This window comes from Cytobacillus sp. QJM3NY_8, assembly GCF_056173585.1.
Map to the genome: position 1 here is coordinate 289236 of NZ_CM149681.1, position 24574 is coordinate 313809.

A 24574-nucleotide genomic window follows, 5' to 3' on the forward strand; every position below is an offset into this window, starting at 1 on the left:
ACTGATTTGTCCACCTGTGTGGACTTTTTTATTGGATCTTTAGATAAAACTGCTTCAAGAAAAAGCATTCAGGAGGTACAGGATGAAGGAAATACAAAAGTTATTTCCCAGTATGGATGGGAATGAACTCCAAAGAGGGGAATTATTGTCTTACTTTAAGACGATCTTAACGAAAATAGATGAGTTAAAGGATCCCAACAAACTAACACTGGGAATAATGCCCGAGTACTCAGAGGATTACTATAATCGTATCATTGAAAAGGCCGATGTTCCGAAAAAGGGTGTGCCGATAGAACAAGTGATTCAGGAGCTTCTTAAATTGGCAGAAGGACACCGCTACGTCAATCGAAATTATGTAGCCAACGCAGCGCCCCTTCCGAATATAGCCAGTATGATCGGGAACTTAGTAATGGTCCTGGTCAATGGGAACAATCTTTGGGATGTGGAAGGACCGGCTGCGGCTGCAGCAGAAATCGAAATAACCAGTATGCTATCCAAATTAATCGGATACGATGAGAGCATTAGTGCAGGGTATACAACCTGGGGAGGACAAGGCGCTGTTTTTAATTCTTTGCGACTTGCCATTGCACGGTACGCTCCGTCTTCAAATGAAAATGGTGTACCGCAAAATCTCTATTGCTTCTGTTCAGAGCTATCACACTATAGTCTGTATAAGTCTGTAGAAGCTGCAGGGATTGGCGTGAAAAACATGATTCGGATAAAAGCGAATGCTGATCATTCTATGAATCTCGACGATTTAAAAGAGAAAATGGCGCTTGTTATTGCCAAAGGCGGTGTTCCTCTTTATGTACTTGCCACAATGGGAACGACTGATACATTTGGGGTTGATGACATTGAGGGGATTAAGCGGATAGCAGAAGACTTGGAACGCACTCATGGCGTATTTCCGATCTATATCCATGCAGATTCGGCCATGGGCGGCATGTATACCTTCTTTAACCATTACGATTTTGAAAGCAACCCTCTGAGATTTGAAGACAATGTTAGTGAGGTTTTAAGATCCTATCAGCATAAGTTCAAACAGATAAAGCTTGCAGATAGTATGGTCTTTGATTTCCATAAGCTTGGACAAACCCCATATATCACAAGTTTATTTTTAATTAAAAACAGAGAATATCTTAAGTATGTAGACTTAGATGCAGCGGAAACGCCTTATGTTGGGAATCGTGGGTATGGCAGCTATCATACAGGCTTCACACTGGAATGCTCGCGGATGGGAAGTGCTTTGGCGATTTATGCATCGTTATTAGCATTTGGAATGGAAGGCTATCAAGAGCTTTTGGCCAATTATATCCGTGTCAATATTGCATTTAGAGAGATGTTAACAAGAGAAGTTTCGAATGTGGCAGTAACGAATGAAATTTCTCCTATTACAACATTCCGCTTTTACCCTGAAAAGACTGAATGGGATAATGAATTGAACGGACATTTACCTGTGGAAGAAATAATGGAAATTAATCAATTTAATGACGAGTTTGCAGAGGTAATTGGTGCTGAACGAGATACTGTCTTTTTTGGAAATACGAAAAAGCAGAGACTTGTGGAAGCGGCAGACTCAAACAAGCAGCTGCCGGTGTACGCACATAAATTCTTCTCGATCTCTCCCTACTCTACGATAGAAGAGGTCGACCGTTATGTCGGATTCTTAAAAGAACACTTGGAGATTTTCCTGAAAATGAGAAATCACAAGTATAGTATTATAGGTTCCTAATGAAGTAAATCCAGCAATTGGCTTGAAAATATTAATGGAGGCTTCCCATAAACTGATTGTGGGAAGCTTCTTCTTTGTTTAATAGTAATGGCTACGGAATTCTTCTGCCAGTTTCTCCATGTATTCCCCTGGATAGCAGCCGATCCGATTCATCTAAGAATTGCACGGATTGTCGCGTTGTTTCTTCGTTTTGCAGCAATACAGATTTATACGCCTCTGTCACCTGCTGAAGCTGCCTATTTAAAGCATTCAATTTATTGATGAAATCAAGGACATTATTCTCCCCAATAGTGGATGGAAGGGATGGCTGGAGTCCGTTAGCGGAGGTTTGAAGGTTGGTGAGTGCCTGTTCTATATCACTTATCCTTAGCTTAATCTCGGTATCCATTCTCAGTACCTCCTTATTATTTCTTCGACCTCTCCGCTGCAAGCTGCGCTTCCAGGGAAGCAATCGTTTGTTTGATAGAATCGATTTCTTGCTGGATCTGCTGGAACTTCCGGTTTATGGCTGAAAACACCTCATGAAACTGATTTGATTCAATGTCAGTGTAACTCGCAAGCATTTGTTCAAACCGGATGTCCTCAAATTCACCTGCCAGCTTTCCCTGCCAGGTGAAAGGAGAAAGATCCGGTCTTGTGACGGTATGCCGATAGTGGGTAAACTCCTGCTGTTTTCCTTGAAGCTCTCCCTTACAGGCCAGCAGTCGCTGAAGCTCGTTTTGTTTCTTCGCCAATAAACTGTAGTAATATCCTAAAGACATGAAAAATCACCTCTATATACTGCAATTTTCATATTATACATCCATAAAAGAGAATCCATTTTACTATATCACAGGGAAATAATGTAATAATGATACGATTTTCTCATTTTGATTATTGTGTCGATGGGTAATTATTACTGTATTATACAAAAGTGTAAAAATAATCCTATTCGTGATAAAATTACTCTTTTTTGGTGTAAAGTATAAATTATGGAAAATGCTAGTGAGGGGCTCTTAGAAGTACCTCTATTGCGGTTGTCGAATGGCAGGAGGCGATTTATACTGAAGGTATTAGATGAACGGGAGTTGCACAGCGGATTGAAGGAGCTTCATTCCAGTCTGTACTCCTTAGAAGAGCAGATAACAAACATTGCACGTGATGTAGAAGGAATCACTTCGCTTGAGGACTCCTTTCGGGGAGAGGGAGCAGCCGCTATTCAGGCTTTTTTTCGTGAATGTCATTCTCCTTTTCTCTTATTTTTTGAAGGATTTCTTGCAGACTATCAAAATACTTTAAAAAGAATAGCTTTCACTTCAGATGCTCGAGCCTGCAAGCAATGGATTCATCCGACAGAGCTTTTTGGATGAAGAAGCGGCACAGGGCCTGGTAAAAACAGAATCTATCACCACTAGCCTAACAGAACCAATGCGGTAATGCAGAAAGTTTCTGATATTGTCAGCCTCCCTCACCTGCAGGATGAGGAGTTTTCGGCACATGTAAGGAGAGCGGAACTTCACCGGCGAAATACGGTTGATGATCTTATTACCTTTGATGGCCAGCAAACACTGGCACTTGATCGAATTGAGCAGGATCTTCATTTGATGCAGACATACATCGATGAAATTTCCAGCCTCTTTCAGAGTGGAAGTCTTAGTATTTCAGGCTATTCCGTTAAGCAGCTTCACACCAGCCCAATCTATGGAGAGCTATTAGAAGGGATCAGGCATAAAGCAGGAAATTCCATGCGCTCACCGGAATTCCTTAAAGAACTGGGCATAACTGCCCTGAGTCAGATGCTGCCGCCTGGTGCTTATTCCATTTGGGCTATCTGGCAGAGTAACTACGAAAACAAGACCCTCCAATATCAGTTAAGAGCCTTGAAATCTTTGGCAAAGCTAAACGATAAAGAAATCAGCCCAGAGGAATTCACCTCTTTGAGCGGCAGAGAGATCCTGACTGTAGAAGTCATAGATGAGCATGGCATCGGCAGCCAGAATCAGGGCGGCAAGTTCCATCTGTATGATGACGGCCGGATTGTCCGGGAATACTATGCTGAAAAAGGAAAAGCTTACGAGTTCGTTGACTCCATTCCAGAAGACCGAGTGGGAGGAGCTCGGGAACTGGACTCCATAGCTGACGGAACCCCGCTTGAAATACTCGAATACCTGTCGCTGGCGGCTGTTGTCCGAAAACAAGGAACCAAGGTTATACGGAAAAGCATCAATAAGGCCGACTTTGATGCCCTTGTCAGGATATTGAAAGAGGAAAAGGGCCATGTGGTTTTGCCGGGGAAGAAGGATGGAAAGAGAATTGATAATGCTGAAAATATAAAGGACAGAACCAAATTAACTGTCGATGATATACCTACTGCAAAGAGTGGGAACTTCAATAGATTCTTCAATTCCCTAACAAGTAGTGAACTAAATGAACTTTGGAAAGATAAAAAGATTAGAAAGAAAATTGAACGTCAGCTTAGAGAGCCTGGAGGTTTACACGAGTGGCACTTAGTTTCAAGAGCTCCGCAATTTAAGCATTGGAACATTAGTGCTGAAGAGATTAAAGATTTACGAACAGCTATATCTGATGTTAAGTTTGTCAATCCAAACGGTGTTCATGGAGGGTTAGGTTCAACTAAAGCACATAATGAATTATTGGCAATAATAGATACATCTAACGATTATAATACATTTGTTAGACGACTTAATAATTGGGCTAATTATAGACTTGAGGGTGGGGTTTCGTCTTTACCGGATGATCTGAGATTAAAATAGGAGGATACTATAATGGAAAAACAAGGATGGGTTTCTATTTGGTTAGGTAATATTAAAGAAGAAGACTCTATAGAAAAGTATGTAGATTTAACCTATGATGAGGAAGGTGAGTCTGTCCCATCCAAATTTTTTATCGATTTTAATATTGATATGGATGAAACAGATGAGGATACTATAGAGAAAGTAGTTTATAAGAATAGCAGTAGTGATATTTCGACATTATTAGATGGGTGTTCGTATGAAGAAATTATTATCCCAAAAATCAAGAAAAGTATAGACCTTAAAAATTCATATAATGCCGTAATCCTGATATATAATTTTGAGTATAACAATGAAATTACTTCAACTGATGCTTTTGACTTTATTGCCGCTACAAATTATGAGTAAAACAAAGCTTAATAAGTATTAAGAATGAAGAATAGACGAAGTTGATGGATAAGACACAGATATTACTATTCTTTAAGTAATGCTTTATTATACGGAAAAAGAATATATTCAGTAAGGCATTGTAGGCAATCCAATAAAGAAGCATTATTAATAAATCACCAGGTGAAGTAGTTGGGATTTCTAAAAATATAATATATTTTTTTGAACCTTGAATCGGCTATGCCTTTCAAGGTTTTTCGTTTAATATGTCCCAAACATTCCCCCTCCATATGTAATGAATTTGCCCAAGCCAAACCCATTTTCACGCATATAAAAATAGTGTAAGCCATATATAGAGGAAATGGAGGTATGAACGGATGTACCCTTACAGAGGCCCCTATCAGCCGCAGGATCAGCGGTTTTTTGGATTCTTTGGTCTGCCCTTTTTAGGCGGGTTAGCAGGAGGTTTATTGGGCACTGCTTTATTCTACCCGCGTCCATATTATTGGTATCCTCCACCGCCGCCGCTTTATTACCCGCGACCTTGCTGTGGACCAGGATTTGGATACCCTTATTAATAAATATCAGGGGAAGCTCATAAAGGGGCTTTCCCTTTTTGAATTCGGCAATGATTTACCTGCTGAATTCAGGAGGAATAATAGGTTTATTATGAAAATGAGGATGGCCGGCGGCATGCCGTGGCTGAGATGCTTGATAAGGCAGAAAATGAATCAGATTAATAACACAAGTTTGTGTAACGGCTAATGAATTTTCCTAAGAATATATTTGAGTGACTCTTCATATATGATGAAAGTCATAACTAATAAGGAAAATGTAGGATATTTATTATTCAGAATATTAATTCTTTTAGCAGATTTACATCCTCCTATTAAAAAGGCATGATAGAAATAATTCGGATATCGAATTAATAGATCAGAGGAGGCTTAAAAATGAAGAAGAAATCATTATGGAAAGTACTTAGTTCAGCAGCACTGGCAGCAGCGATTCTCGTACCCCAAGTCGGCTTTGCTGAGGGCGCAAAGCCTGTGACAGAAGAAAATGTATCAATTAATGGTTTTGTTGATTATGAAGAATTAAAGAGAAAGTTAACTCAAATTGAAAAATCATCGAACGGCCTGGTTCAGGTTGAATCTGCGGGAAAAACGAATCAGGGGAGAGATATCTTTACAGCACGTGTAGGCCATGGAGATAAAGTGGTACTAGTGCAGAGCGAAATTCATGGCAATGAAAAGACCGGCACTGTCGCGTTGCTGAATATTCTTCAATATTTGGGGTCAAGTCAATCAGCAGATGCGAAAAGGATTAGAGAAGAATTAACGATTGTCGCAATCCCGATGATGAATGCCGATGGTTCCGAATTGGACAGGCGCGGCAATGTAATGACCTGGGAAGAGGTTCAGGAACAGTTTCCTCAATTACATAATGCACAGCCCACCTGGAATTATTACACACGCAGCCTTCAGGGGGACGACTATTCTGCAGCACCAGGATTCGATGTAAACCGTGACTTTAACCCGGATTTAAATTATGTTCCGAAGGCGGAGGACTTCCCTGGCAATTCAAGCACTCCAGGCTGGTATATTACGCCTGAATCGCAAACAGTCCGGGATGTTTATAAGAGTCTTCAAGAGGAATTTGGTCATGTTGAAGTCTTTTTAGATCTTCATCACCAGAATTTCTATAAGATTGAAGGAACAGATGAAGATGTAACAATGTCCATTTCAGCAGACTTTGTTCCGGATCCAAGTTCTGCGGAGGGTGCAAAATATAGCCAATATGCGGAGAATTACCGCTTTGATTTTTCACGCCAGTTAAACGTCGCCCTTTATGATGCACTTCAGGAAAAAGGAAATTCAGTGTTTACCAATATTTCTTTATATGACCAGGAGTTAGACTTGCCTGGAACTGCCTTGGGCTCCTTTGCCTTGAACGGCAGCGGGGTTGTCCTATTTGAGGTAAAAGGGCAGACACATAACTATGGACAAAAGATGAAAGGTCAGCTGGTTAAGACAGTAGAAACAGGTGTCATGGGGATTATCAATGGTGTGGCAGATGGCAGTGTGTATGATTTGAATCCGGATGAATATAATGAAATCCCTAACAGGGTGCCAATTCGTTAACATAGTCAAAAGAAGCTGAGTCCCAATGGGAATCAGCTTCATTCTTACTGCAGTCGATCTGGTACACTATCAGTCGTTTCTTCTGCGACTTCTGTAAAAATATCCTCTTCGTTTTCAGGAACCATATGGACAGAGAAGCCCTTGGCTAAGGCGGGTTCCAGTAAATGAATCAGCTGCTGGACATCAGCCTGCAGCTGAAGGAATTCCTTTTTCGTTACAGGCTGGGCGTCTTCTTTTAATTCATAGCCCACTTGTCCGTTCGCCTCCAGGGTTGCCCATCTTACATCGCTGATAACTGCAACATTATGCTGACGCAGCTTCATTTCAAGCTGGTCCACAGTAAACCGGAGTTTTCTCAGATTCTGTTCATTTAATTTTCCATCTTCTATGATAATTTTGGATTGCCCAGTGATAAACTTCTCAAATTTGTCTGATTTCATTTGTGCATATTCCATGACAACTAGGGTGAGTACAAGGATGAGTCCTACTGCAAGAGTAGTCCAAATGCTTTCCCCTGAAACCGGTTCAATTAATAGTGAACCGATGCCAATCATGATTACTACCTGAGCTAATGTCATCTGTGAAATAGACTTTCTGCCAGCGATTCTTAATAACAGGGTGCCCCCGATGACGACAAGGATTGAGTTCCAAATCCAATCGAATTCCAATCTCATCCCTCCCTATATTTTATTATAGTCTTTCGCAAATAGAGCCTTCTAAAACTGTTAATGTCAATTTATCTAACAAAAAGTGGGATTAGCTATTGTTACCTACTTATTAAACGTGTTAATATCAAAATATTATAAAAATTTTAAAAACTGAATGACTGTCGGGGGGATATTTGGATGAAGAAAATGTTAGCCATCCTAGCAAGCAGCGCATTATTAATGCTGGCTGCCTGTGGATCAGGAAATGAGGAAACCAGCGGGGAATCGTCAGAAAAGAAAACCGTAAAAATCGGGATCACGCAAATTGTGGAGCACCCATCATTGGATTCTGCGAGAGAGGGATTTATTGCCGCATTGAAAGATGCTGGTTATGAAGAAGGAAAAAATCTTAAAATCGACTTCCAAAACGCCCAGGGGGATATGAACAATAATATGTCCATTGCCCAGAACCTGGTAGCGGACAAGAATGATTTGATTCTTGCTATCGCGACTGCCAGTGCACAATCAGTTGTGCAATCCACAAAGGATATTCCAATCCTTTTTACAGCCATCACTGATCCTGTTGGTGCTGAGCTTGTGGAAAGCATGGAAAAGCCAGGAGGGAATGCAACGGGTACATCTGATACACATCCGGATGCCATCAAAAAAACGATTGACTCCATTAATACATTTGTACCGGAAGCCAAGAAGGTCGGCATCATCTACAATGATGGGGAGCCAAACTCAGTAGTAAATGTTAAGCATGCGAAAGAAGCCATCGAGGCAGCAGGACTTGAAGCGGTTGAAACGACTATTTCAACAAGCTCCGAGGTAAAGCAGGCTGCAGAATCCTTAGTAGGCCGTGCTGACGTGTTCTACATCCCTAAGGACAATACAGTTGTATCTGCCCTTGAATCTGTGCTGAACGTAGCCAATGAGAAAGACATTCCAGCATTTGTTGGAGAAAGCGATTCGGTTAAACGGGGCGGATTTGCTTCCTATGGTTTTGAGTATCATGATCTTGGATACTCTACCGGCCAAATGGCCGTTGATATCCTTGAAGGCAAAAAGCCTGGTGAGATTCCTGTTGGCTACCCTGAAAGTCTTGAGCTGGTGATTAACAAAAAAGCAGCTGAGGAGCAGGGAGTCGCTTTAACGGATGAAATGCTGAAGGATGCTAAGGTGGTTGAGGAATAAATAGGTTGTTAAAAGATACAGCGATTCAGCTGTATCTTTTTTTTGCTTTAAGAACACGGAAATTTTTTCTTGAAAATGATTCAAAAGAACTACAAAAGCCGGAAGGGTGATTTTAGGAAAAAAAAGGGCTCAACAAAGTTTAATTAAAATATAAATAATAAGGTAATTCTGCCTATAAAATACAATTGGGGGTTTATAGATTAATAGGAATAAAACCACAGACATAATTCGACAAGGCCACTCAAGCGATTTGACGAGTTTTGACTGCCATGATAGTAATAAAAAGGTAGAAAATTTGAATTTTAAAATGAGTGAATAACAAAAAATTAGAAAAAACCTATGAAAAAAATACCAATTTTGGTTTAAGTATCTCGAAATTGGGTATTGGTGGGTATAAATAACTGTTTTGTTATTTTTTGCAAGTAAGTAATTGACCTTTTAATTGTGTATTTTTACAATAATAGTAACCTATTGAAAAGGAGAGATTTGAATGTCAGGAGTTATTCGCGTTACACCAGCAGAATTAGTAGGCATGTCTAACCGTTATAATGGAGAAAGCAGCCAGGTTGGGGATCAGATTGTCCGTTTGGATAATATGATTCGTGAACTGGAAGGTGCATGGGAAGGGGAAGCAAGCAGAGCGTTTGCTGAACAATACCAATCTTTAAGACCTTCATTTGTTCAAATGCAGCAATTATTAGAGGATATCTCTGTTCAGCTTAATAATACTGCAAGAGCTCTTGAGGATGCTGATAACCAGATTGCTGGCCAAATCCGCGGCTAATTTCATCTGAATCAATAAAGTGGAGAAGGAGCGCTACATTCATCAGATGAAAAGCGCTCTTTTTTTGTACTAAATTAGCAAATTTTCACTTTGGTAATTTGTCTAGCTCCAGCGCCTACCCCCTCGAGGTGTCGAGGGTGATCGAGGCGCTTGCGCTTTTCTAGTGGGGTGTTGAATATGTACATAGAATTAACAATTGATCTGAAAAATTATGAAGTTGAACCTTTTGATCTCCGTCTATCTAACTATCACTCTGTTAAAAAAGTAGTTGATATTGTTTGGCAAGCTAAGTCGATTCCTCAGCCGCCCCGGGAAGGCTATTGGGTCAGAATTCCTAACAAGCAAATGATTCTGTCAGGAAACGATAAGCTGGCAGAAAAGGGGATTACCACTGGGGACCGTTTCGAAATTTTATAAAGGAGCATTAAAAAATGTCAGAAAAGAGTCAAACCTACCTTGAAGAGCAGCTTGAAGCGGTTGTCGAAACAGATCATCAATCCCTTACCATTCTTTTTCAAAGAGAGAAAATAAAAGCTGATGCTGCTGCGGAATTGGAATTGCTCAAAGCTATGGATTCAGCTATAAAAAGGGATGTCCATTTAACAGAGGATGAACTGCGCCTCGTCCTGCAAATTCCCTCAAATTATTTAACCTTTTCCAAATTAAAAAAGAAAGACCAAAGAAGCAGATGGATCTTTTCTTCACAGCTCCTCAAGCTTGTGAAAAGTCATCCATATACCAGACTGCATCTCATTGTTTGTCCGGAAAATTTAGTGGCAGATGAAAGCCTGTCGCCGCATTTGCTTCACTATGGTGTGAAAGAAAGCCTTCCGCCTTATGAAGCCAATCATGAAAAACTCTGGATGGAATTGAAAGCGACCGTTGCAGCTGCTGTAGATGGAAAGCATTCCTTCCGGGATTACCTTAGACTCCATGAAACCATTGAACTGTCGCCTGCAGCGGCTAGTGTGATCAAAGCCAAGGATGAAAATGAATTGTCAGAAGTCATCCGGACTAATATTGAAATGCTTGAAAAGAAAGATAAGGAATATGTTAAGGTTCCGCAGAAAAAATGGAAAGCCACAAGGTATTCTGCTTGGGGTCTGCTGATTGCTTTATTGCCTTTCCTTGCTTTCAGTCTATATTCCCTTTTCTTTACACAGCCTAAACAGGCAGCATTTATTAATAGCCAGGAACACTTCTTGAAAAGCCAATATAGTGAAGTCGTTTCTGAATTATCCAATTATGATATTGATCAGATGCCGCGAGTCGTGCAATACGAACTTGCGCAGTCTTACATAATAAATGAAGCATTGACGGAAGACCAGAAAGAGAATGTCCAAAATACCATCACCCTGCAGACAGATCCTCTTTACTATCATTACTGGATTCATATTGGGAGGGGAGATGCTAAGGGAGCTCTCGATATCTCACGGGATCTTGAGGATAGAGAATTAATTCTATTTGCATTGATTAAATACCGGGAAGTTATCAAAGCAGATGATAGTCTTGAATCTGATGAAAAACAGCAGAAAATTGACGAAATTCAAGCTGAGATTGATGAGTATATAGAGGAACAGAAAGCTCAGGAGGAAGAGGAGAAGCGTCTTCAGGAAGAGCAAAGTAACAGCAGTGATAATGAGCAGGCTGTAAAACAAGAGCCTGAACAGAAGGCCGCAGAAGAGCAAAAGCCTGCAGATTCAAAGGCAGCTGAAACATCTGCTGAAAAGCCAGCCGAAAAGCAGGAAGAGGCAGCAAAGACAAAACCAAATTAAGATAGACAGGAGGTGGAGAGATGGAACAGTTATGGTTGTTTTACAGCGATTACTGCCAGCAGCTGTCTATGCCATTTGAAAATAGCAGCACGATCACCATAGGCCCAGAGCTTGAACAGCTGGTGACAATAAGGGATTTCCCTTTCACAAAAGGGGCTGTGTCAATAGAAAGGCACGACAGCTCCTATGAAGTGAGGCAAAATGAGTCAGTTCTCGGAAAGCTAAATGACGGGGAACCCTTCCAGCTGAATGATGAAGGGAAGACCCTGACGATAATCGTAACCTCTGAAAATATGAATAGCCAGACCTACTATTCTGGCTATCAAAAGCAAATAGAATTTTCCTCGGAAAACCCAGAAGCATCGATTTATAAAAAGAACGGCATTTTAATGGATGCAAGCCATTCCTTCGAACTGATTAAAACAAATAACGGCTGGATGGCAGAACCACAGTCAGGACAGCTCTATGTAAACGGAAAAAGAGCCGTAGAGAGAATTTTTCTTGAAATCGGGGATGTGCTGTTCTTCCCATTTATGTCTATTCGAATACAAGAAGAGGATCTATTCCAGATCGACAGCATTGAAAGCTATGAATCTAAGCTTCCGATTACCATCAGGCCGCAATCAGAGATGGCAAAGAAATATCCGCTCTATCGCCGAACGCCCAGAATGATCTATGAGATGCCGGATGAGAAAGTTTCTCTATCCTTCCCGTCACAGGAGCCTGATGATTCCAATCGGGGGTTATGGATGATCATTATGCCGCCGCTGATTATGCTAATCGTGATGGGCATCGTGGCTCTGATTCAGCCAAGAGGAATTTTTATTATCATTTCAATGGTCATGTTCATGACCACGTTAGTCACATCTACCGTTCAGTACTTTAAGGATAAAAGCAATCAAAAGAAGCGGAAAGAGCGCAGACATCGAGTGTATACTGCCTATCTGGAAGAGAAGAGGAAAGAGCTGCAGGCACTGTCTGACCAGCAGAGGCATGTTCTGGAATTCCACTTTCCCTCTTTTGAGAAAATGAAATACTTCACAAGCCATATATCCGACCGGATTTGGGAAAGACCCCTTGCGAGTTTTGATTTTCTGCAGTTCAGGCTTGGAACCGGTAATGTGCCAGCGAGTTATGAAGTTAAGGTCAGCTCTGGGGATATGGCTAACCGTGAAATTGATGACCTGCTTGAACAGTCACAGCAGATGGAAAAAGTTTATAAGGAAGTTAGAAATGTGCCAGTCGTGGCTGACCTTGCTAAGGGGCCAATCGGACTGATCGGAAAAGAGTCGGTTGTTAAGAATGAGATACACCAGATCATTGGACAGCTGGCGTTTTTCCACAGCTATCATGATGTACGGTTTGTATTTATTTTTAATGAAAAGGAATATAAGAAATGGGAATGGCTGAAATGGCTTCCGCATTTCCAGATGCCGCATGCACATGCAAAAGGGCTGATATATAACGAACAAACGAGGGATCAGCTGTTATCTTCCATTTATGAAATCCTGCGGGAAAGGGATTTGGATGAAAATAAGGAAAAGCAGGTGTATTCTCCGCATCTGGTGTTTATCATTACTAACCAGCAGCTGATTGCAGATCATGTGATTCTGGAGTATTTGGAGGGCGACCACTCCAACATGGGGATCTCCGTTATTACTGCAGCTGATTCAAAGGAAAGCCTGCATGATAATATTCAAACACTTGTCAGATATGTCAATCAGGAAGAAGGAGACATTCTGATTCAGGACAAAAAGGCCGTGAGCATCCCATTTAGGCTCGATGCTCATCAGAAGAAGGGAAATGAGGAATTTTCCCGTCTGTTAAGAACGCTTGATCATCAGGTTGGAATGACCAATTCCATTCCAAATAGCGTTTCGTTCCTGGAAATGATGAAAGTAAAGGAAGTGGGAAAACTTCCAATCAAGCAGAATTGGCTTACAAAAGAGTCTTCCAGATCATTGGCGGTACCAATTGGCTTAAAAGGAAAGGAAGATCTGTCGCTTTTGAATCTTCATGAAAAGGCGCATGGCCCGCACGGACTGCTGGCTGGGACAACGGGATCGGGTAAGAGTGAATTCCTGCAGACCTATATTCTTTCACTTGCAGTTCACTTCCATCCCCATGAGGTCGCTTTCCTGCTGATTGACTACAAAGGCGGGGGAATGGCTCAGCCGTTTAAGAACATGCCGCATCTTCTTGGAACCATTACGAATATTGAAGGAAGCAAAAACTTCAGTTCAAGAGCGCTAGCCTCAATCAAAAGTGAATTGAAAAGACGGCAGAGGCTTTTTGATCAATACCAGGTGAATCACATCAATGATTACACAGACCTTTATAAAAACAAGATGGCAAAGGAACCGCTGCCGCATTTGTTTTTAATTTCCGATGAGTTTGCAGAGCTTAAGAGTGAAGAGCCAGAATTCATCAGGGAGCTTGTCAGTGCTGCACGAATTGGGCGAAGCCTGGGGGTGCATTTAATTCTGGCAACCCAAAAGCCAGGCGGTGTCATTGATGAACAGATCTGGAGCAATGCCCGTTTCCGGGTAGCTTTAAAGGTTCAGGACACAGATGACAGTCGGGAGATCATCAAAAACGGAGATGCAGCAGCTATTACCGTAACCGGACGCGGCTACCTGCAAGTCGGCAATAATGAAGTCTATGAGCTCTTCCAATCTGCATGGAGCGGGGCGCCTTATTTGGATGACTCCTCAGAGACAGAGGATGAAATTGCAATCGTAACCGACTTGGGCCTTGTGCCATTATCGGATGTTAATTCACGCCAAGGAAAGAAAAAAGGCGGAAAAACAGAAATTGAAGCAGTGGTGGAGGAAATTGAAGCAGCACAGTCTTCGATGGGCATTAAAAAGCTTAGAAGTCCGTGGCTTCCGCCTCTTGAAGGGCGTTTAAGCAGGAAGCTCCACCGCGCTGAAGAGAATCATGAGATTCATTTAGGGATGGTGGATGAGCCTGAGAAGCAGAGCCAGTATCCATTGAGCTATCAAATCATAGAGGATGGTAATGTGGGGGTATTTGGCTCCTCAGGTTATGGAAAATCCCATACGATTATGACAATGCTTCTTAGCATTGCCGAAAAGCGAACTCCGGAAGAAGCCCATTATTATATTTTTGATTTTGGAAATGGCTCACTTCTTCCGCTAAGACAGCTGCCGCATACGGCCGACTTCTTCCTGATGGATGAAGAACGTAAAATTGAAAAGTTCATGAATCTGATCAAGGATGAAATTGCCCGCAGAAAGCTATTGTTTCAGCAGCAGGAAGTCAGCGGAATTAAGATGTACAATTCGATGAGCAGCGAGAAATTGCCGCTCGTATATATCACATTTGATAACTTTGATTTAGTAAAAGAAGAAATGCAGGAGCTTGAAACACAAATCAATCAGATTGCCAGGGACGGACAGTCACTCGGCATTTATATGATTTTTGCTGCGACGCGGATCAATTCGATCAGACAGTCGCTTATGAACAACCTTAAAACGAAGGTTGTCCATTATTTGATGGACAGCAGCGAGGCATACTCCGTACTGGGAAGGGTTCCGTTCGCACCTGAGCCTATACCGGGAAGAGCCATTATTAAAATGGAAGAGGCATATTTCTCACAGGTATTCTTGCCGGCAGATGGCAAGGATGATTTTGAGATTATAGAAGCCATCCGGGAAGACATCCAGGAACTGAAAGAGAAATACAAGGACTGCAGGCAGCCTGAAGAGGTGCCGATGCTTCCAGCAGAGCTTAATACGATTAACTTTACCCGCTACACTAATGGAGCTGTTCAGCCGGGACTTGTGCCTGTTGGCCTTGATGAGGAATCTGTAAAACCTGTATATGCGAACTTCAATAAAACGAAACACTGCATCATCCTGGGGCAGGCCCAAAAAGGAAAGACAAATGTTCTTAAGCTCATGATCAATCACATGCTTGTTCAGGATGCAGAGTCCGTCGGTATTTTCGATTCCTTTGACAGAGGATTATCATCCTATGCCAGCGAGGAAAAGTCGGTTTATATCGAGACAAAGGAACAGATCAGCGATTGGGCAGCACAGGTGGAAGAACAATTATCCCTCAGGGAAAAAGAATATCTAAACGCAATCCAGCATGGCAAGACCGATATAGAGTTTTCGCCAATCGTACTGGCTGTGGATGGATACTCCCGTTTTGCGCAGACATTAGATAACAGTCTGCAGGAAAGAATGGCAAGGCTGATGAAAAACGGCAGCCATCTGGGCTTTAGTGTCATCGTTACGGGCAGCAATAATGAACTGACAAAAGGATACGATTCCTTAACAGCAGAAATCAAACAGATCCGCCAGGCGATCGTTCTGATGAAGAAATCGGAGCAGACGCTGTTTACCCTTCCATACGACCGGAAAGAGGCAGAGATCCAGCCGGGATATGGTTATTACGTTATAAACGGAAAGGAATTAAAAATTCAAATTCCTTTATGTGCCACTGAAAGGAAGGTCTTAGCATGACAGCCAAAACAAAATACATCGTGAAAATGGTTTTGGTGATGCTTCTGATTATCGCCGCGCCAGCCATCTTTTTTGGCTCCATTGGCGATAATCCTCTGCTAGTCAGGGAGAATGCCACAAGAACCATAGCTGTTGTTAATGAAGATACAGGCGCTGACAAGGAAGAGAAGTCACTTGATTTTGGAGAGGAAATTACATCGATTCTGCAGGACGGTTCACAGTATGAATGGACCGTCATTGGCAGGAGTGCTGCAGAGAATGGATTGAAAAATACCAAGTATGACGCAGTCGTTTATATTCCATCCAACTTTTCAAAGAACATCATGTCCTATGAAAGCAAGCAGCCTGAAAAAGCAAATTTTGAATATACGGTGCAGAACCAGCTGAACTCACTGAACCGGGAAAAGGTTCTGCGTGAAATCCAGACTGCCACCAACCGTGTCAATGGAAAGATTTCAACATTGTATTGGACCTATGTATCCCAGGACCTTGAAAATGTGAAATCCCAGTTCGATACCATTTTACAAAAAGAAATAGACTTCCAGAGTGCAATGCTCGCTTTCTATAAGCCTAGTTCAAAGAACCTGGCAGAGGAAATTGAACAGCAGCGCAATATGCTGGAGAGCATTCAATCGACAGTGAAGACTACTGCCGAAAGCACTACTGAGGGTGAAAACAACCTCAGCCAATTTGAAGAGAACCTTGGCTCGTTTGTAAAGTTTGTAGATCAGTATAAAGAATACCAGGATAATCAGCAAAATATCCTTCAAAAAATGCAGGATGAAAATGTAGTCAATATTCAAGCTGTTGCGGGAAAACAGCAGCCAACTTATTCTGAGGCACTTAGTGTATTGAATAAGGGGAATCAGGAATTGGCTGGCGGGATTGATAGTGTGGAAAAGCAGCTTGAGGAGAATAGTGAAGTGTTTGGTGATTTATCGGCTATCCGTAACGATCAGGTAGGTCGACAAATGAATGCTTTAAAAACATATTTTCAAGAACAAGAAGCAGCTTCATTCAATAAAGCAGCTGAAAATATCGGGTTATTGAAAGGGGAGCTATCCAATGGACAACAACCGGGAAATCCAGGTGCAGGATCAGGAACAGCATCTAACAAAAATCCTGGGGGAGCCAAAGCTAATTCTATAACAGCGGCCAGTTTAGAAGCCCCATCTTTACCTGGTATGGAAGAGGAAAGAAATGAAATTTTAAGCGTTGAAAAAGAGATTACAAATTTGAAAACATCTTTAGAGACGATAGAAGGTACCAAGCCGGAACAAGTTGTTTCTGCTTTGACTGTGTTACCTGCTTTATCCCAGCGCCTAATAGCAGTAGAGCAAAAACTGGCAGCGAAGGATTCTGGAGAAAACCCGCTGCAAAAAATAGTTGAGGAACTTCAGAAAGTAAATGCCAAATTAATTGAAGACCTTACCAACCTGGATGCAGCTTATAAAAGTTTAGAGGAAGAAAAGAATAGCCTCTTAGATCAGCTTGGGGCTTCAATGAGTTTCTCTTCTATGATCAATCTTATAGAGGAGAAAGAACAGCAAATCATAGAACTCGGTTTTAACTTAGCTGCTTTTAATAATGAAATTACGAATACTAAACCTGTAAAAATGATGGAGTATTATGCCTCACTTATTCAGTATGAAGATTTAATAAAAAATTCGTACAGTCAAAATCCTGAAAAGGTGGAAGAGCTTGTACAGAAATTAAATTCTATAGTAGCTGTGAATGAGGAAGAACAAAAGGTGTGGGATAACCTGAACACAGCAATACCATCATCTCAGCAAAAGCTGACAGACCTCGAAGGTCAGTTTACTGCATTCTTCACAGATTACAATAAAAAAATTAAAGAACAGCAAGCAGCAATCGAGACAGATTTAAACGCTCTCCAAGAGAATGCCAATTCAGTAAGAGAGCAAATTCAAACATCATCAACGAATACACCAGTTCCTGTAGATAGCATCGACGGTACTTCTGTGATGGTCAAACAGGAAGGAATCAGCCAAAGAATGCTGATGATTAATGATCTTGTTGGGTCCATCGGGGAGAACCAAAGCAATATCGTGTCCTATACAAGCGAGCTTGAGCAAAAGGTGCAAAGTGTCCAGCAGGATGCAGATACACTGAATTCCAAGTGGGGCTCGAATGTAGAGACGACTCAGATGTTCCGGGATGATATTTACAACCTTCTTGGTAATACCTATGTGAATGGCCAAAAGAATGGCCCGGTATACGAACAATTATCCAATCCGCTTCAAATCAGCGGAGAAACAGCTGCAAAGAAAGAAGAAAGCAAGCTGCCGCCGGTTGTTGTGTTGGCCATTGTTCTGCTCAGCAGCTTAATGATCGGATACTTCAGCCATTATTTCAAAAATGCGCCGATGCTTGTCCATGCTTCCATGTTTGTACTGCTGAATCTTATTGTTGGTCTGATTATCAGCATATTTGGCCTTAATATTTACTCAATGGAACAGGATCGGGCTATTGAGTGGACGATATTCACCATATTGCTGCTGACTGCGGCCTCAGCCATTGTGCTGGCAGGATTCAAGATCGGCAATCTGGCAGGATGGATTTTGAGCGTTGGTCTCATTGCCTTCTTCATTAGTCCGTTCCTGGCTCTTACAGCACCGAATATTAACTATGAAGATCCAATGTCCAAGGTATATATGTCCATCCAGTATGATTCGCAATCACTGTTTGTTCCGGCTATTCTCATACTGCTTGGCATCATAGCCTTCCTTGCCATCATTCCATTTGCAGTCCGGTCGATAAAAGACCTGCGTACAAAAAGGGATGAGGATCAGGCTTATGAAGCTTAAAAGATTTATTAAAATCATTCTGTTGATCCCGGCGATTTGGCTGATAGCTGGCCAATCAGCCGGGGCGACCCCTGATTTTGATAACTTAACTCCGAATACCTATGAAAAAAAGGAATTCAAAGAGAATACCGATTACTTGCATGAAAAATCGCTTTATGAAAATAAAAAAGAGATCCCCGAAGAACAAAAGGATCTTACTTTTACAAAAAAGAACCTGGATCCTTTGAAGGAAGTGAAGGATCAGCTTTTTGATGGCGGTGAAACCACTAATAATACCATCACCGCAAAAGCAGACCAGCTTCAGCTTTTTTCCGATTCTAAACAGGAAAGCTTTTTGAAGGCGGAGGATCAAACTCCAACTGAACAAGATAACAAATTAATCTATCTTTATATTATTCTGCTTATCATTGCCATAGGTGTGATTATGGGATTCCTCATACCGAGGATGGCAAAGCAGGCCGACAATTGAATAATTCCCGTACATGTCTCCGGTTTGGAGACATGTACATAAATACTGCAACCAAATTCTTCAGCAAACTCTCCTCAAATAATTGGCCTCTAAAAAATAGAATAAAGAATTAGGGATGAAAAAGTCTGGCCAAATAGCCAGCTGACGAGACTTTTAAATTATTGGATAGAATAACTTTTAAAATGAGGTGTCAAAATGAACTCATCACATGTAAGAGCCCTGGCAAGGGTATTTCAGACAGCTTCAGATGATATCAAAACAGAGGAATTCAAACTAAAGCAAAGTGTCCAAAACCATGCAGATGAATGGAAAGGCAAAGCCCGGGACAAATTTGATTCCGCATTGGAAGAAGCAGGTGTCCTCTTCCAAAGGCACTCTGATAACCTTTATAACATCAGCCGAGAACTGGAAAGCGCTGCGAATGAAGTTGACAGAGTCAGAGAAGAAATTGAAAGACAAAGAGAATTAGAGAGATTGGCAAGGCTTAAGGAAAAATAATAATTGAAGAATGTAAAGATTGGATGGGTTTTTTATGTCTAATAATGAAGAGAAGAAAAAAGGTTCTTATGACAAGAATAAAAGATATGATGGCGAAGCGGTGCCGGGATGTGCAGACCTTTTTATATTGCCAATTCAAGTATTAATAGTTGGGTATCAAATAATTAATTTAATTTAGTTAGAAGAACTAATCCGAAAAGAAACGAGGTATTGAAATGGGAAATGAAATATCTGTCAATCCAGATCGCCTGGAAGACCTGGCAAATGACTTGGTTACTCGTTTGTCCAGAGTTGAAGACGAATACAGAAACCTCCATATGGAGCTTGCAGATTTGATTAACAGCGCTCCGGCGGAATATAGGCATTGCTTCTATCATGTAGGGGATCCTTGGGGTACTGGTAATCAGCTGGTTGGGCAGCTCAGTGAAATGGAGATTGACCTGAGAATGGTCGCGAATAAATTTGCTGACGCAGATAATCTGGTCGGTAAGTTGTATAAGCTATATGAGCAATATGGTGCCGTAACAGCCCTCGGAGCATTGATGACAAAACAGCTTGCTTTTTACGGGTTGGGCTTTACTCAATTTATAAAGGATGCTGATGGTGTATTTACCTATAAACATATGGCGGCCCTTCAGAAGGTAACAGATAAAATTGATGAATCTAAAAAGTTGGGAACGATGGCAAGAGCGTTCCTGGGTCCATTATATTTGAGAAGTAAGTATAAAGATGTACCACTTGCGGATTTAATTCATAGAAAAATTGCTAAATATCTACCGGATGATGTGGCGAAGTTTGCGGGTAGCTCCAGAGCCTTTTTTGATGAAATTAAATATAAAACTTTTAATCCAACTACGTTTAAATCTTTTGTTAGTACTGGTGCCAAATTCGCTAAAACAAATGCATTAAGTACAGTTGTTTTAACCGGTGCAATGGAAGTCGGAGGAATGGGGCTTAAAATTTCAGAGAACTATGCTAAGTACGGAAATAACCCGGATGTTTTGAAGCGTGAAAATGCTAAAGCGATTGGTAATGCTGTAAATAATACAGTAGCTATCTCAGGAGGAGCAATTACAGGTGCAGTAATAGGAGGAGCTTTAGGTAGTTTAGTTGGACCGGTTGGAACAGTTGTGGGTGCAGCTGCAGGTTCATTCGTTGGTGGAATTATTGGAGAGAAAGCTGCTAAATTAACTGCTGGAATTGCTGAAAAGGGTGCTATCCTTATTAAGGAACCTTTACACCATGGAGTCGAGTTTTTTAAAGGTGGGTTTGAGAAAGCTGGAAAAGCTGTTGAAGCAGCAAATAAGGGTATTGATATTGTCAATAAACAAATTAAAGAAACAATGTCTGATCCGGTAGGGAAAATTAAAGATATTGGAAAAGGGCTGTCAAAGGCTAAGGAGACAGCTGGATCTTTATTAGATGGAGCAAAAGGGTTTTTAGATAAAAAATTATCGTTTTTTTAAGGAGGCAATATGAGTACCATTCAATTAAGTATTGAGGAACTAATTTTTGCATTTTATAGTGAAGGATTATATGAAGAAGGAATATCTATGAAAGAAACGTATTTTCCTTCACTTCAAGATTCCGAATTGAAGTTAATGCTGGAATTTGCGGCTCGCTCTTTGCTGGCAAAAGATATGGCCGTAGAGGTTAATAATCAATATAGATTAAAAGAGAACTACAAGTCTTATATTAATATTCTGAGTAATGCGGAGAAGACGGTTAAAGCTTCTAGATTTGATTTAAAGTTCGGAGGGGAAGAAAACATATCTTTTCATTTTGGAAATGGGGAAGTTTATCTTCATAAGTTATTGCATGACCATCAAGTACATTATATTACCAAATCCACACCAGAAAATATAATAACAAGTATTAAAGGTTTCTTCAATATTAGCAAGCTGCCTTTACAGGATGAAGTGCTTTTTAGTTTGAAGAATGAAGAATTTGAAGAATTCCTAGGTGATATGAGTGAATCGGATTCGTTGTCTGAATCTACTGCTCAAAAGTGGGAAAATAGGGTTAATGGTTCATTCTCATTTGAGTTTTTAAAAGATATTTCCAATAGAAAAGGAAGAATGGATAGCTTACTTAGTCTTAAATATGACTCTGCAAAAAATCCCGATTTAATTGACCTAATTTTTATTGTTCCTGGGAAATTGGACTTCTGGATGATTACAAGAGACGATAACTTAGATTTAAATATTCAAAGGGCAGACGAGACATCTATTAGAAACCTATTATTTAACAATTCTGTCCAAGGAGGAATTCCTCTTGTCCATGATTGAGAAAAAAGGAGAAGCTGTATTAATAAAAAGTTCTAAGTTCATGTATGTATGGATGTTTTTAGCTACAGTAGGATTTTTACTTGCTTGTATCTTCTTAATTACACATGGACTGAAATTTAATTCTAAATATTCTTTCCTCTATCTTGGCGGAGGAATCGTATTAACTCCCTTCTATCTTTATTTGACTATTTGGAGTCTGCCTGGATTAATGCCAGGAAAGGTTTTGTTTAAAATACTCCCGGGAGAAAAAGGAACAGTTAATGCTAAAAAAGGTACGGTATCTATAAGTAATATTCGTAATATCAATTTAGTTAGAAATCCTATAAATTTAATCAATGACATTGTTATTGAAACATTCAATGATAAAAAGATAAAAATTAGAACATATAATCTTCTTGGTGACTTAGATTATGAAATGATTGTAGATCAATACATTTATCCATATATGACTGAAAATGCAAAAAAGGTCTGGGATCGAAAGGTAGATCTTGAACGTCTTCGTAAAGTGGCAAGATACGAGAGAAAAGAACCTAAAATTGAATAAGATAAATTGAATCTGTCTAACAAGTCCTCTCATAAGAGAGGGCTTTCTCAAGGGGAGAGAAAAAAGTGACTCCTTTTATTTGTCTCAAATCTAAAGGGGGATTATTATATATCGATGGTTCAAGACAAAGATCATATAACAATAAAGAGTTCAAACATCATGTATGTTTTGGTGTCTCTTGCTACTGTAGGTTTTTTAATAGCCTGTATCTTTCTAATTGTTCACGGATTGAAGTTTGACTCTAAATATTCTTTATTCTATCTTGGCGGAGGGATAATTTTCACTCCTTTTTATCTCTATATCACACTTTGGAATTTACCAGGCTTAATCCCGGGTAAAATCTTGCTGTCCATTACACCCGGAGAAAATGGTGTGATTAAATCAAAAAAAGGTATTGTTCCAATTAAGGACATACGAAACATTGATCTTGTAAGGAATCCATTGAATTTAATTAATGATATTGTTATTGAAACATTCAATGATCAAAAAATTAAAATTCGCACGTATAACCTGATTGGTGATTTTCGCTATCAGATAATAGTTGACCAATATATATATCCTTATATGACTGAAAATGCAAAAAAAGTTTGGGATCGAAAAATAAATCTGGAGAATCTTCGGCAGCAAGCTAATTATGAGAGGCAAGGACCAAAGGCTGAATAATGGTTTTATGTGTGGAATCTCTCTTCTTTAGTATCTTTGCTTGGTTCAAAGGGGTGAATATTGTTTGTCAATGATTCAGAAAAAAGGCGAAACGGTAATCATAAAAGGTTCTAAGTTCATGTATGTATGGATGTTTTTGGCTACAGTTGGATTTTTGCTTGCGTGTATCTTCTTAATCATTCATGGATTGAAATTCAATTCAAAGTACTCTGTTCTATATCTTGGAGGAGGACTTGTCTTTACTCCCGTCATGCTATATCTCAATCTGTGGAGTTTGCCTGGCTTTATTCCTGGAAAAGTGCTATTTTCAATTGTTCCTGGAGAAAATGGCACTGTTAAAGCTAACAGGAGAGAAGTTCCAATAAAAAATATTCGTAATATTGATTTAGTCAGAAACCCACTAAATCTTATAAACGATATTGTAATTGAAACCTATGATGATAAAAAGGTAAAGATTCGAACTTATAACCTTCTAGATGATTGCGATTTTCAGATTATTGTTGATCAATTCATTTTCCCATATTTGACTGAAAATTCCAGAAAGGTATGGGATCGGAAAATAGATCTTGATAAGTTAAGGAAAGAGGATAATTATGTAAGGCGGGATCATAAGATAGAATAGATGTGTTATAAGTTTGAAGTTTCTTTACTTTAGACTTGCTGGATCAAAGGAGCGTGTCTATGATTCAGGAAAAGGGCGGCCCGGTAATTTTAGAAGTTCTAAAGTCATGTATGTTTGGAGGTTTTTGGCTACAATAGGATTTTTAGCATCATGTATTTTTTTAATAATACATGGGCTGAAATTTAATTCTAAATATCTTTGTTTTATCTTGGCGGAGGAATTATATTTATCCCTTTCTATCTTTATTTGACTTTATGGACCCTGCCCGGATTAATGCCAGGGAAGGTTTTGTTTGTAATAATCCCGGGAGAACAGGGGACAATTCATTCGAAAAAAGATACGATACCCATAAGTAGTATTCGAGATATTAATTTAGTAAGAAACCCTTTAAATTTAATCAATGACATTGTTATTGAAACATTCCATGATAAAAAGATAAAAATTAGAACATATAATCTTCTTGGGGACTTAGATTATGAGATGATTGTAGATCAATACAGTTATCCATATATGACTGAAAATACAAAAAAGGTTTGGGATCGAAAGGTAGATCTTGAACATCTTCGTAAAGAGGCAAGGTACGAGAGAAAAGAACCTAAAATTGATTAAGCTAAATTCAATCGTTCTCACAAGTTCTCTCATATGTGAGGTATTTATCAAGGGGGGAGTAAAAATTGACTCCTTTTATTTTTCGGCAACAAGCTCATTATGAAAGCCTAGAACCAAATGCTTAATAAGGCATGTAGGTAAGGTATATGGTTCTCTCTGTCTGAT

At 40.1% G+C, this 24574-nt stretch carries 23 protein-coding genes and 1 pseudogene; 21 read left to right on the plus strand and 3 right to left on the minus strand.

The features are described 5' to 3' along the window. The first annotated feature begins 82 nt into the window (after window positions 1-82). Window positions 83-1732: a pyridoxal phosphate-dependent decarboxylase family protein gene (locus AC0VZ9_RS01615; RefSeq protein WP_475396979.1), complete on the plus strand. Its 1650-nt coding sequence runs from the start codon at window positions 83-85 to the stop codon at window positions 1730-1732. 91 nt (window positions 1733-1823) lie between these two features. Here the strand turns inward: AC0VZ9_RS01615 and AC0VZ9_RS01620 are convergent, their stop codons facing one another. Continuing rightward, window positions 1824-2120: a YwqI/YxiC family protein gene (locus AC0VZ9_RS01620; protein WP_019382372.1), complete on the minus strand. Its 297-nt coding sequence runs from the start codon at window positions 2118-2120 to the stop codon at window positions 1824-1826. Between the two features lie 16 nt (window positions 2121-2136). Then, complete coding sequence (locus tag AC0VZ9_RS01625) at window positions 2137-2493, minus strand: YwqH-like family protein (protein ID WP_192908038.1); 357 nt, start codon at window positions 2491-2493, stop codon at window positions 2137-2139. Between the two features lie 210 nt (window positions 2494-2703). Here AC0VZ9_RS01625 and AC0VZ9_RS01630 point away from each other — a divergent pair, with 210 nt between their 5' ends. From AC0VZ9_RS01630 to AC0VZ9_RS01650, 5 genes and pseudogenes are all read left to right on the plus strand, one after another. Further along, window positions 2704-3081, plus strand: coding sequence for a T7SS effector LXG polymorphic toxin (locus AC0VZ9_RS01630; RefSeq protein WP_475396980.1), 378 nt, complete (start codon window positions 2704-2706; stop codon window positions 3079-3081). Then, a pseudogene (locus tag AC0VZ9_RS01635) lies at window positions 3032-4485 on the plus strand (T7SS effector LXG polymorphic toxin). The gene AC0VZ9_RS01630 and the pseudogene AC0VZ9_RS01635 overlap by 50 nt, the downstream one beginning before the upstream one ends. A 12-nt stretch (window positions 4486-4497) precedes the next feature. Next, complete coding sequence (locus tag AC0VZ9_RS01640) at window positions 4498-4872, plus strand: immunity 22 family protein (protein ID WP_009336205.1); 375 nt, start codon at window positions 4498-4500, stop codon at window positions 4870-4872. A gap of 356 nt (window positions 4873-5228) precedes the next feature. Next, complete coding sequence (locus tag AC0VZ9_RS01645; protein ID WP_009336204.1) at window positions 5229-5429, plus strand: hypothetical protein; 201 nt, start codon at window positions 5229-5231, stop codon at window positions 5427-5429. 372 nt (window positions 5430-5801) lie between these two features. Beyond that, the gene (locus tag AC0VZ9_RS01650; protein WP_009336203.1) at window positions 5802-6992 is read left to right on the plus strand and encodes a M14 family zinc carboxypeptidase; all 1191 of its coding nucleotides are present in this window, start codon (window positions 5802-5804) and stop codon (window positions 6990-6992) included. 44 nt (window positions 6993-7036) lie between these two features. Here AC0VZ9_RS01650 and AC0VZ9_RS01655 read toward each other — a convergent pair whose 3' ends face one another. Continuing rightward, window positions 7037-7660 carry a DUF421 domain-containing protein gene (locus tag AC0VZ9_RS01655; protein ID WP_475396981.1) on the minus strand — a complete coding sequence of 208 codons (624 nt, stop codon included), beginning with the start codon at window positions 7658-7660 and terminating at the stop codon, window positions 7037-7039. A 177-nt stretch (window positions 7661-7837) separates the two neighbouring features. Here AC0VZ9_RS01655 and AC0VZ9_RS01660 point away from each other — a divergent pair, with 177 nt between their 5' ends. The 15 genes from AC0VZ9_RS01660 to AC0VZ9_RS01730 all read left to right on the plus strand — a co-directional run bounded on the left by AC0VZ9_RS01660 (window position 7838) and on the right by AC0VZ9_RS01730 (window position 24409). Next, a complete protein-coding gene (locus AC0VZ9_RS01660) occupies window positions 7838-8836 on the plus strand; it encodes an ABC transporter substrate-binding protein (RefSeq protein ID WP_019382380.1) in 999 nt (332 codons plus the stop codon). Between the two features lie 490 nt (window positions 8837-9326). Continuing rightward, the gene (locus AC0VZ9_RS01665) at window positions 9327-9620 is read left to right on the plus strand and encodes a WXG100 family type VII secretion target (RefSeq protein ID WP_009336200.1); all 294 of its coding nucleotides are present in this window, start codon (window positions 9327-9329) and stop codon (window positions 9618-9620) included. A 177-nt stretch (window positions 9621-9797) separates the two neighbouring features. Next, window positions 9798-10037 carry an ESX secretion system protein YukD gene (yukD, locus tag AC0VZ9_RS01670; protein ID WP_019382382.1) on the plus strand — a complete coding sequence of 80 codons (240 nt, stop codon included), beginning with the start codon at window positions 9798-9800 and terminating at the stop codon, window positions 10035-10037. Between the two features lie 14 nt (window positions 10038-10051). After that, on the plus strand, window positions 10052-11395 hold the full coding sequence (gene essB, locus AC0VZ9_RS01675; RefSeq protein ID WP_475396982.1) for a type VII secretion protein EssB: 1344 nt from the start codon (window positions 10052-10054) through the stop codon (window positions 11393-11395). Between the two features lie 20 nt (window positions 11396-11415). After that, on the plus strand, window positions 11416-15888 hold the full coding sequence (gene essC, locus AC0VZ9_RS01680) for a type VII secretion protein EssC (RefSeq protein WP_251265057.1): 4473 nt from the start codon (window positions 11416-11418) through the stop codon (window positions 15886-15888). Then, on the plus strand, window positions 15885-18716 hold the full coding sequence (esaA, locus tag AC0VZ9_RS01685) for a type VII secretion protein EsaA (protein WP_475396983.1): 2832 nt from the start codon (window positions 15885-15887) through the stop codon (window positions 18714-18716). The genes essC and esaA overlap by 4 nt, the downstream gene beginning before the upstream one ends. Continuing rightward, window positions 18706-19185: a type VII secretion protein EssA gene (essA, locus tag AC0VZ9_RS01690; RefSeq protein WP_217027747.1), complete on the plus strand. Its 480-nt coding sequence runs from the start codon at window positions 18706-18708 to the stop codon at window positions 19183-19185. The genes esaA and essA overlap by 11 nt, the downstream gene beginning before the upstream one ends. A gap of 195 nt (window positions 19186-19380) precedes the next feature. Next, complete coding sequence (locus AC0VZ9_RS01695; RefSeq protein ID WP_009336194.1) at window positions 19381-19683, plus strand: WXG100 family type VII secretion target; 303 nt, start codon at window positions 19381-19383, stop codon at window positions 19681-19683. A gap of 34 nt (window positions 19684-19717) precedes the next feature. Beyond that, window positions 19718-19861: a hypothetical protein gene (locus AC0VZ9_RS01700; RefSeq protein ID WP_019382387.1), complete on the plus strand. Its 144-nt coding sequence runs from the start codon at window positions 19718-19720 to the stop codon at window positions 19859-19861. A gap of 139 nt (window positions 19862-20000) precedes the next feature. Beyond that, the gene (locus AC0VZ9_RS01705; RefSeq protein WP_232292567.1) at window positions 20001-21149 is read left to right on the plus strand and encodes a glycine zipper domain-containing protein; all 1149 of its coding nucleotides are present in this window, start codon (window positions 20001-20003) and stop codon (window positions 21147-21149) included. A 9-nt stretch (window positions 21150-21158) separates the two neighbouring features. Then, window positions 21159-21971: a hypothetical protein gene (locus AC0VZ9_RS01710; protein WP_009336192.1), complete on the plus strand. Its 813-nt coding sequence runs from the start codon at window positions 21159-21161 to the stop codon at window positions 21969-21971. Then, a complete protein-coding gene (locus AC0VZ9_RS01715) occupies window positions 21964-22515 on the plus strand; it encodes a DUF5381 family protein (protein WP_026041748.1) in 552 nt (183 codons plus the stop codon). The genes AC0VZ9_RS01710 and AC0VZ9_RS01715 overlap by 8 nt, the downstream gene beginning before the upstream one ends. Window positions 22516-22629: 114 nt before the next feature. Beyond that, window positions 22630-23178, plus strand: coding sequence for a DUF5381 family protein (locus AC0VZ9_RS01720; protein WP_009336190.1), 549 nt, complete (start codon window positions 22630-22632; stop codon window positions 23176-23178). Between the two features lie 70 nt (window positions 23179-23248). Beyond that, the gene (locus AC0VZ9_RS01725; protein WP_026041749.1) at window positions 23249-23800 is read left to right on the plus strand and encodes a DUF5381 family protein; all 552 of its coding nucleotides are present in this window, start codon (window positions 23249-23251) and stop codon (window positions 23798-23800) included. Window positions 23801-24046: 246 nt separating this feature from the next. Then, the gene (locus AC0VZ9_RS01730) at window positions 24047-24409 is read left to right on the plus strand and encodes a DUF5381 family protein (RefSeq protein ID WP_019382391.1); all 363 of its coding nucleotides are present in this window, start codon (window positions 24047-24049) and stop codon (window positions 24407-24409) included. Window positions 24410-24574: the final 165 nt, after the last annotated feature.

Coding starts and splice junctions, on each gene's coding strand:
- AC0VZ9_RS01615 (WP_475396979.1), top strand. CDS start 83: ATGAAGGAAATACAAAAGTTATTTCCCAGTATGGATGGGAATGAACTC.
- AC0VZ9_RS01620 (WP_019382372.1), bottom strand. CDS start 2,120: ATGGATACCGAGATTAAGCTAAGGATAAGTGATATAGAACAGGCACTC.
- AC0VZ9_RS01625 (WP_192908038.1), bottom strand. CDS start 2,493: ATGTCTTTAGGATATTACTACAGTTTATTGGCGAAGAAACAAAACGAG.
- AC0VZ9_RS01630 (WP_475396980.1), top strand. CDS start 2,704: ATGGAAAATGCTAGTGAGGGGCTCTTAGAAGTACCTCTATTGCGGTTG.
- AC0VZ9_RS01640 (WP_009336205.1), top strand. CDS start 4,498: ATGGAAAAACAAGGATGGGTTTCTATTTGGTTAGGTAATATTAAAGAA.
- AC0VZ9_RS01645 (WP_009336204.1), top strand. CDS start 5,229: ATGTACCCTTACAGAGGCCCCTATCAGCCGCAGGATCAGCGGTTTTTT.
- AC0VZ9_RS01650 (WP_009336203.1), top strand. CDS start 5,802: ATGAAGAAGAAATCATTATGGAAAGTACTTAGTTCAGCAGCACTGGCA.
- AC0VZ9_RS01660 (WP_019382380.1), top strand. CDS start 7,838: ATGAAGAAAATGTTAGCCATCCTAGCAAGCAGCGCATTATTAATGCTG.
- AC0VZ9_RS01665 (WP_009336200.1), top strand. CDS start 9,327: ATGTCAGGAGTTATTCGCGTTACACCAGCAGAATTAGTAGGCATGTCT.
- yukD (WP_019382382.1), top strand. CDS start 9,798: ATGTACATAGAATTAACAATTGATCTGAAAAATTATGAAGTTGAACCT.
- essB (WP_475396982.1), top strand. CDS start 10,052: ATGTCAGAAAAGAGTCAAACCTACCTTGAAGAGCAGCTTGAAGCGGTT.
- essC (WP_251265057.1), top strand. CDS start 11,416: ATGGAACAGTTATGGTTGTTTTACAGCGATTACTGCCAGCAGCTGTCT.
- esaA (WP_475396983.1), top strand. CDS start 15,885: ATGACAGCCAAAACAAAATACATCGTGAAAATGGTTTTGGTGATGCTT.
- essA (WP_217027747.1), top strand. CDS start 18,706: ATGAAGCTTAAAAGATTTATTAAAATCATTCTGTTGATCCCGGCGATT.
- AC0VZ9_RS01695 (WP_009336194.1), top strand. CDS start 19,381: ATGAACTCATCACATGTAAGAGCCCTGGCAAGGGTATTTCAGACAGCT.
- AC0VZ9_RS01700 (WP_019382387.1), top strand. CDS start 19,718: ATGTCTAATAATGAAGAGAAGAAAAAAGGTTCTTATGACAAGAATAAA.
- AC0VZ9_RS01705 (WP_232292567.1), top strand. CDS start 20,001: ATGGAGCTTGCAGATTTGATTAACAGCGCTCCGGCGGAATATAGGCAT.
- AC0VZ9_RS01710 (WP_009336192.1), top strand. CDS start 21,159: ATGAGTACCATTCAATTAAGTATTGAGGAACTAATTTTTGCATTTTAT.
- AC0VZ9_RS01715 (WP_026041748.1), top strand. CDS start 21,964: ATGATTGAGAAAAAAGGAGAAGCTGTATTAATAAAAAGTTCTAAGTTC.
- AC0VZ9_RS01720 (WP_009336190.1), top strand. CDS start 22,630: ATGGTTCAAGACAAAGATCATATAACAATAAAGAGTTCAAACATCATG.
- AC0VZ9_RS01725 (WP_026041749.1), top strand. CDS start 23,249: ATGATTCAGAAAAAAGGCGAAACGGTAATCATAAAAGGTTCTAAGTTC.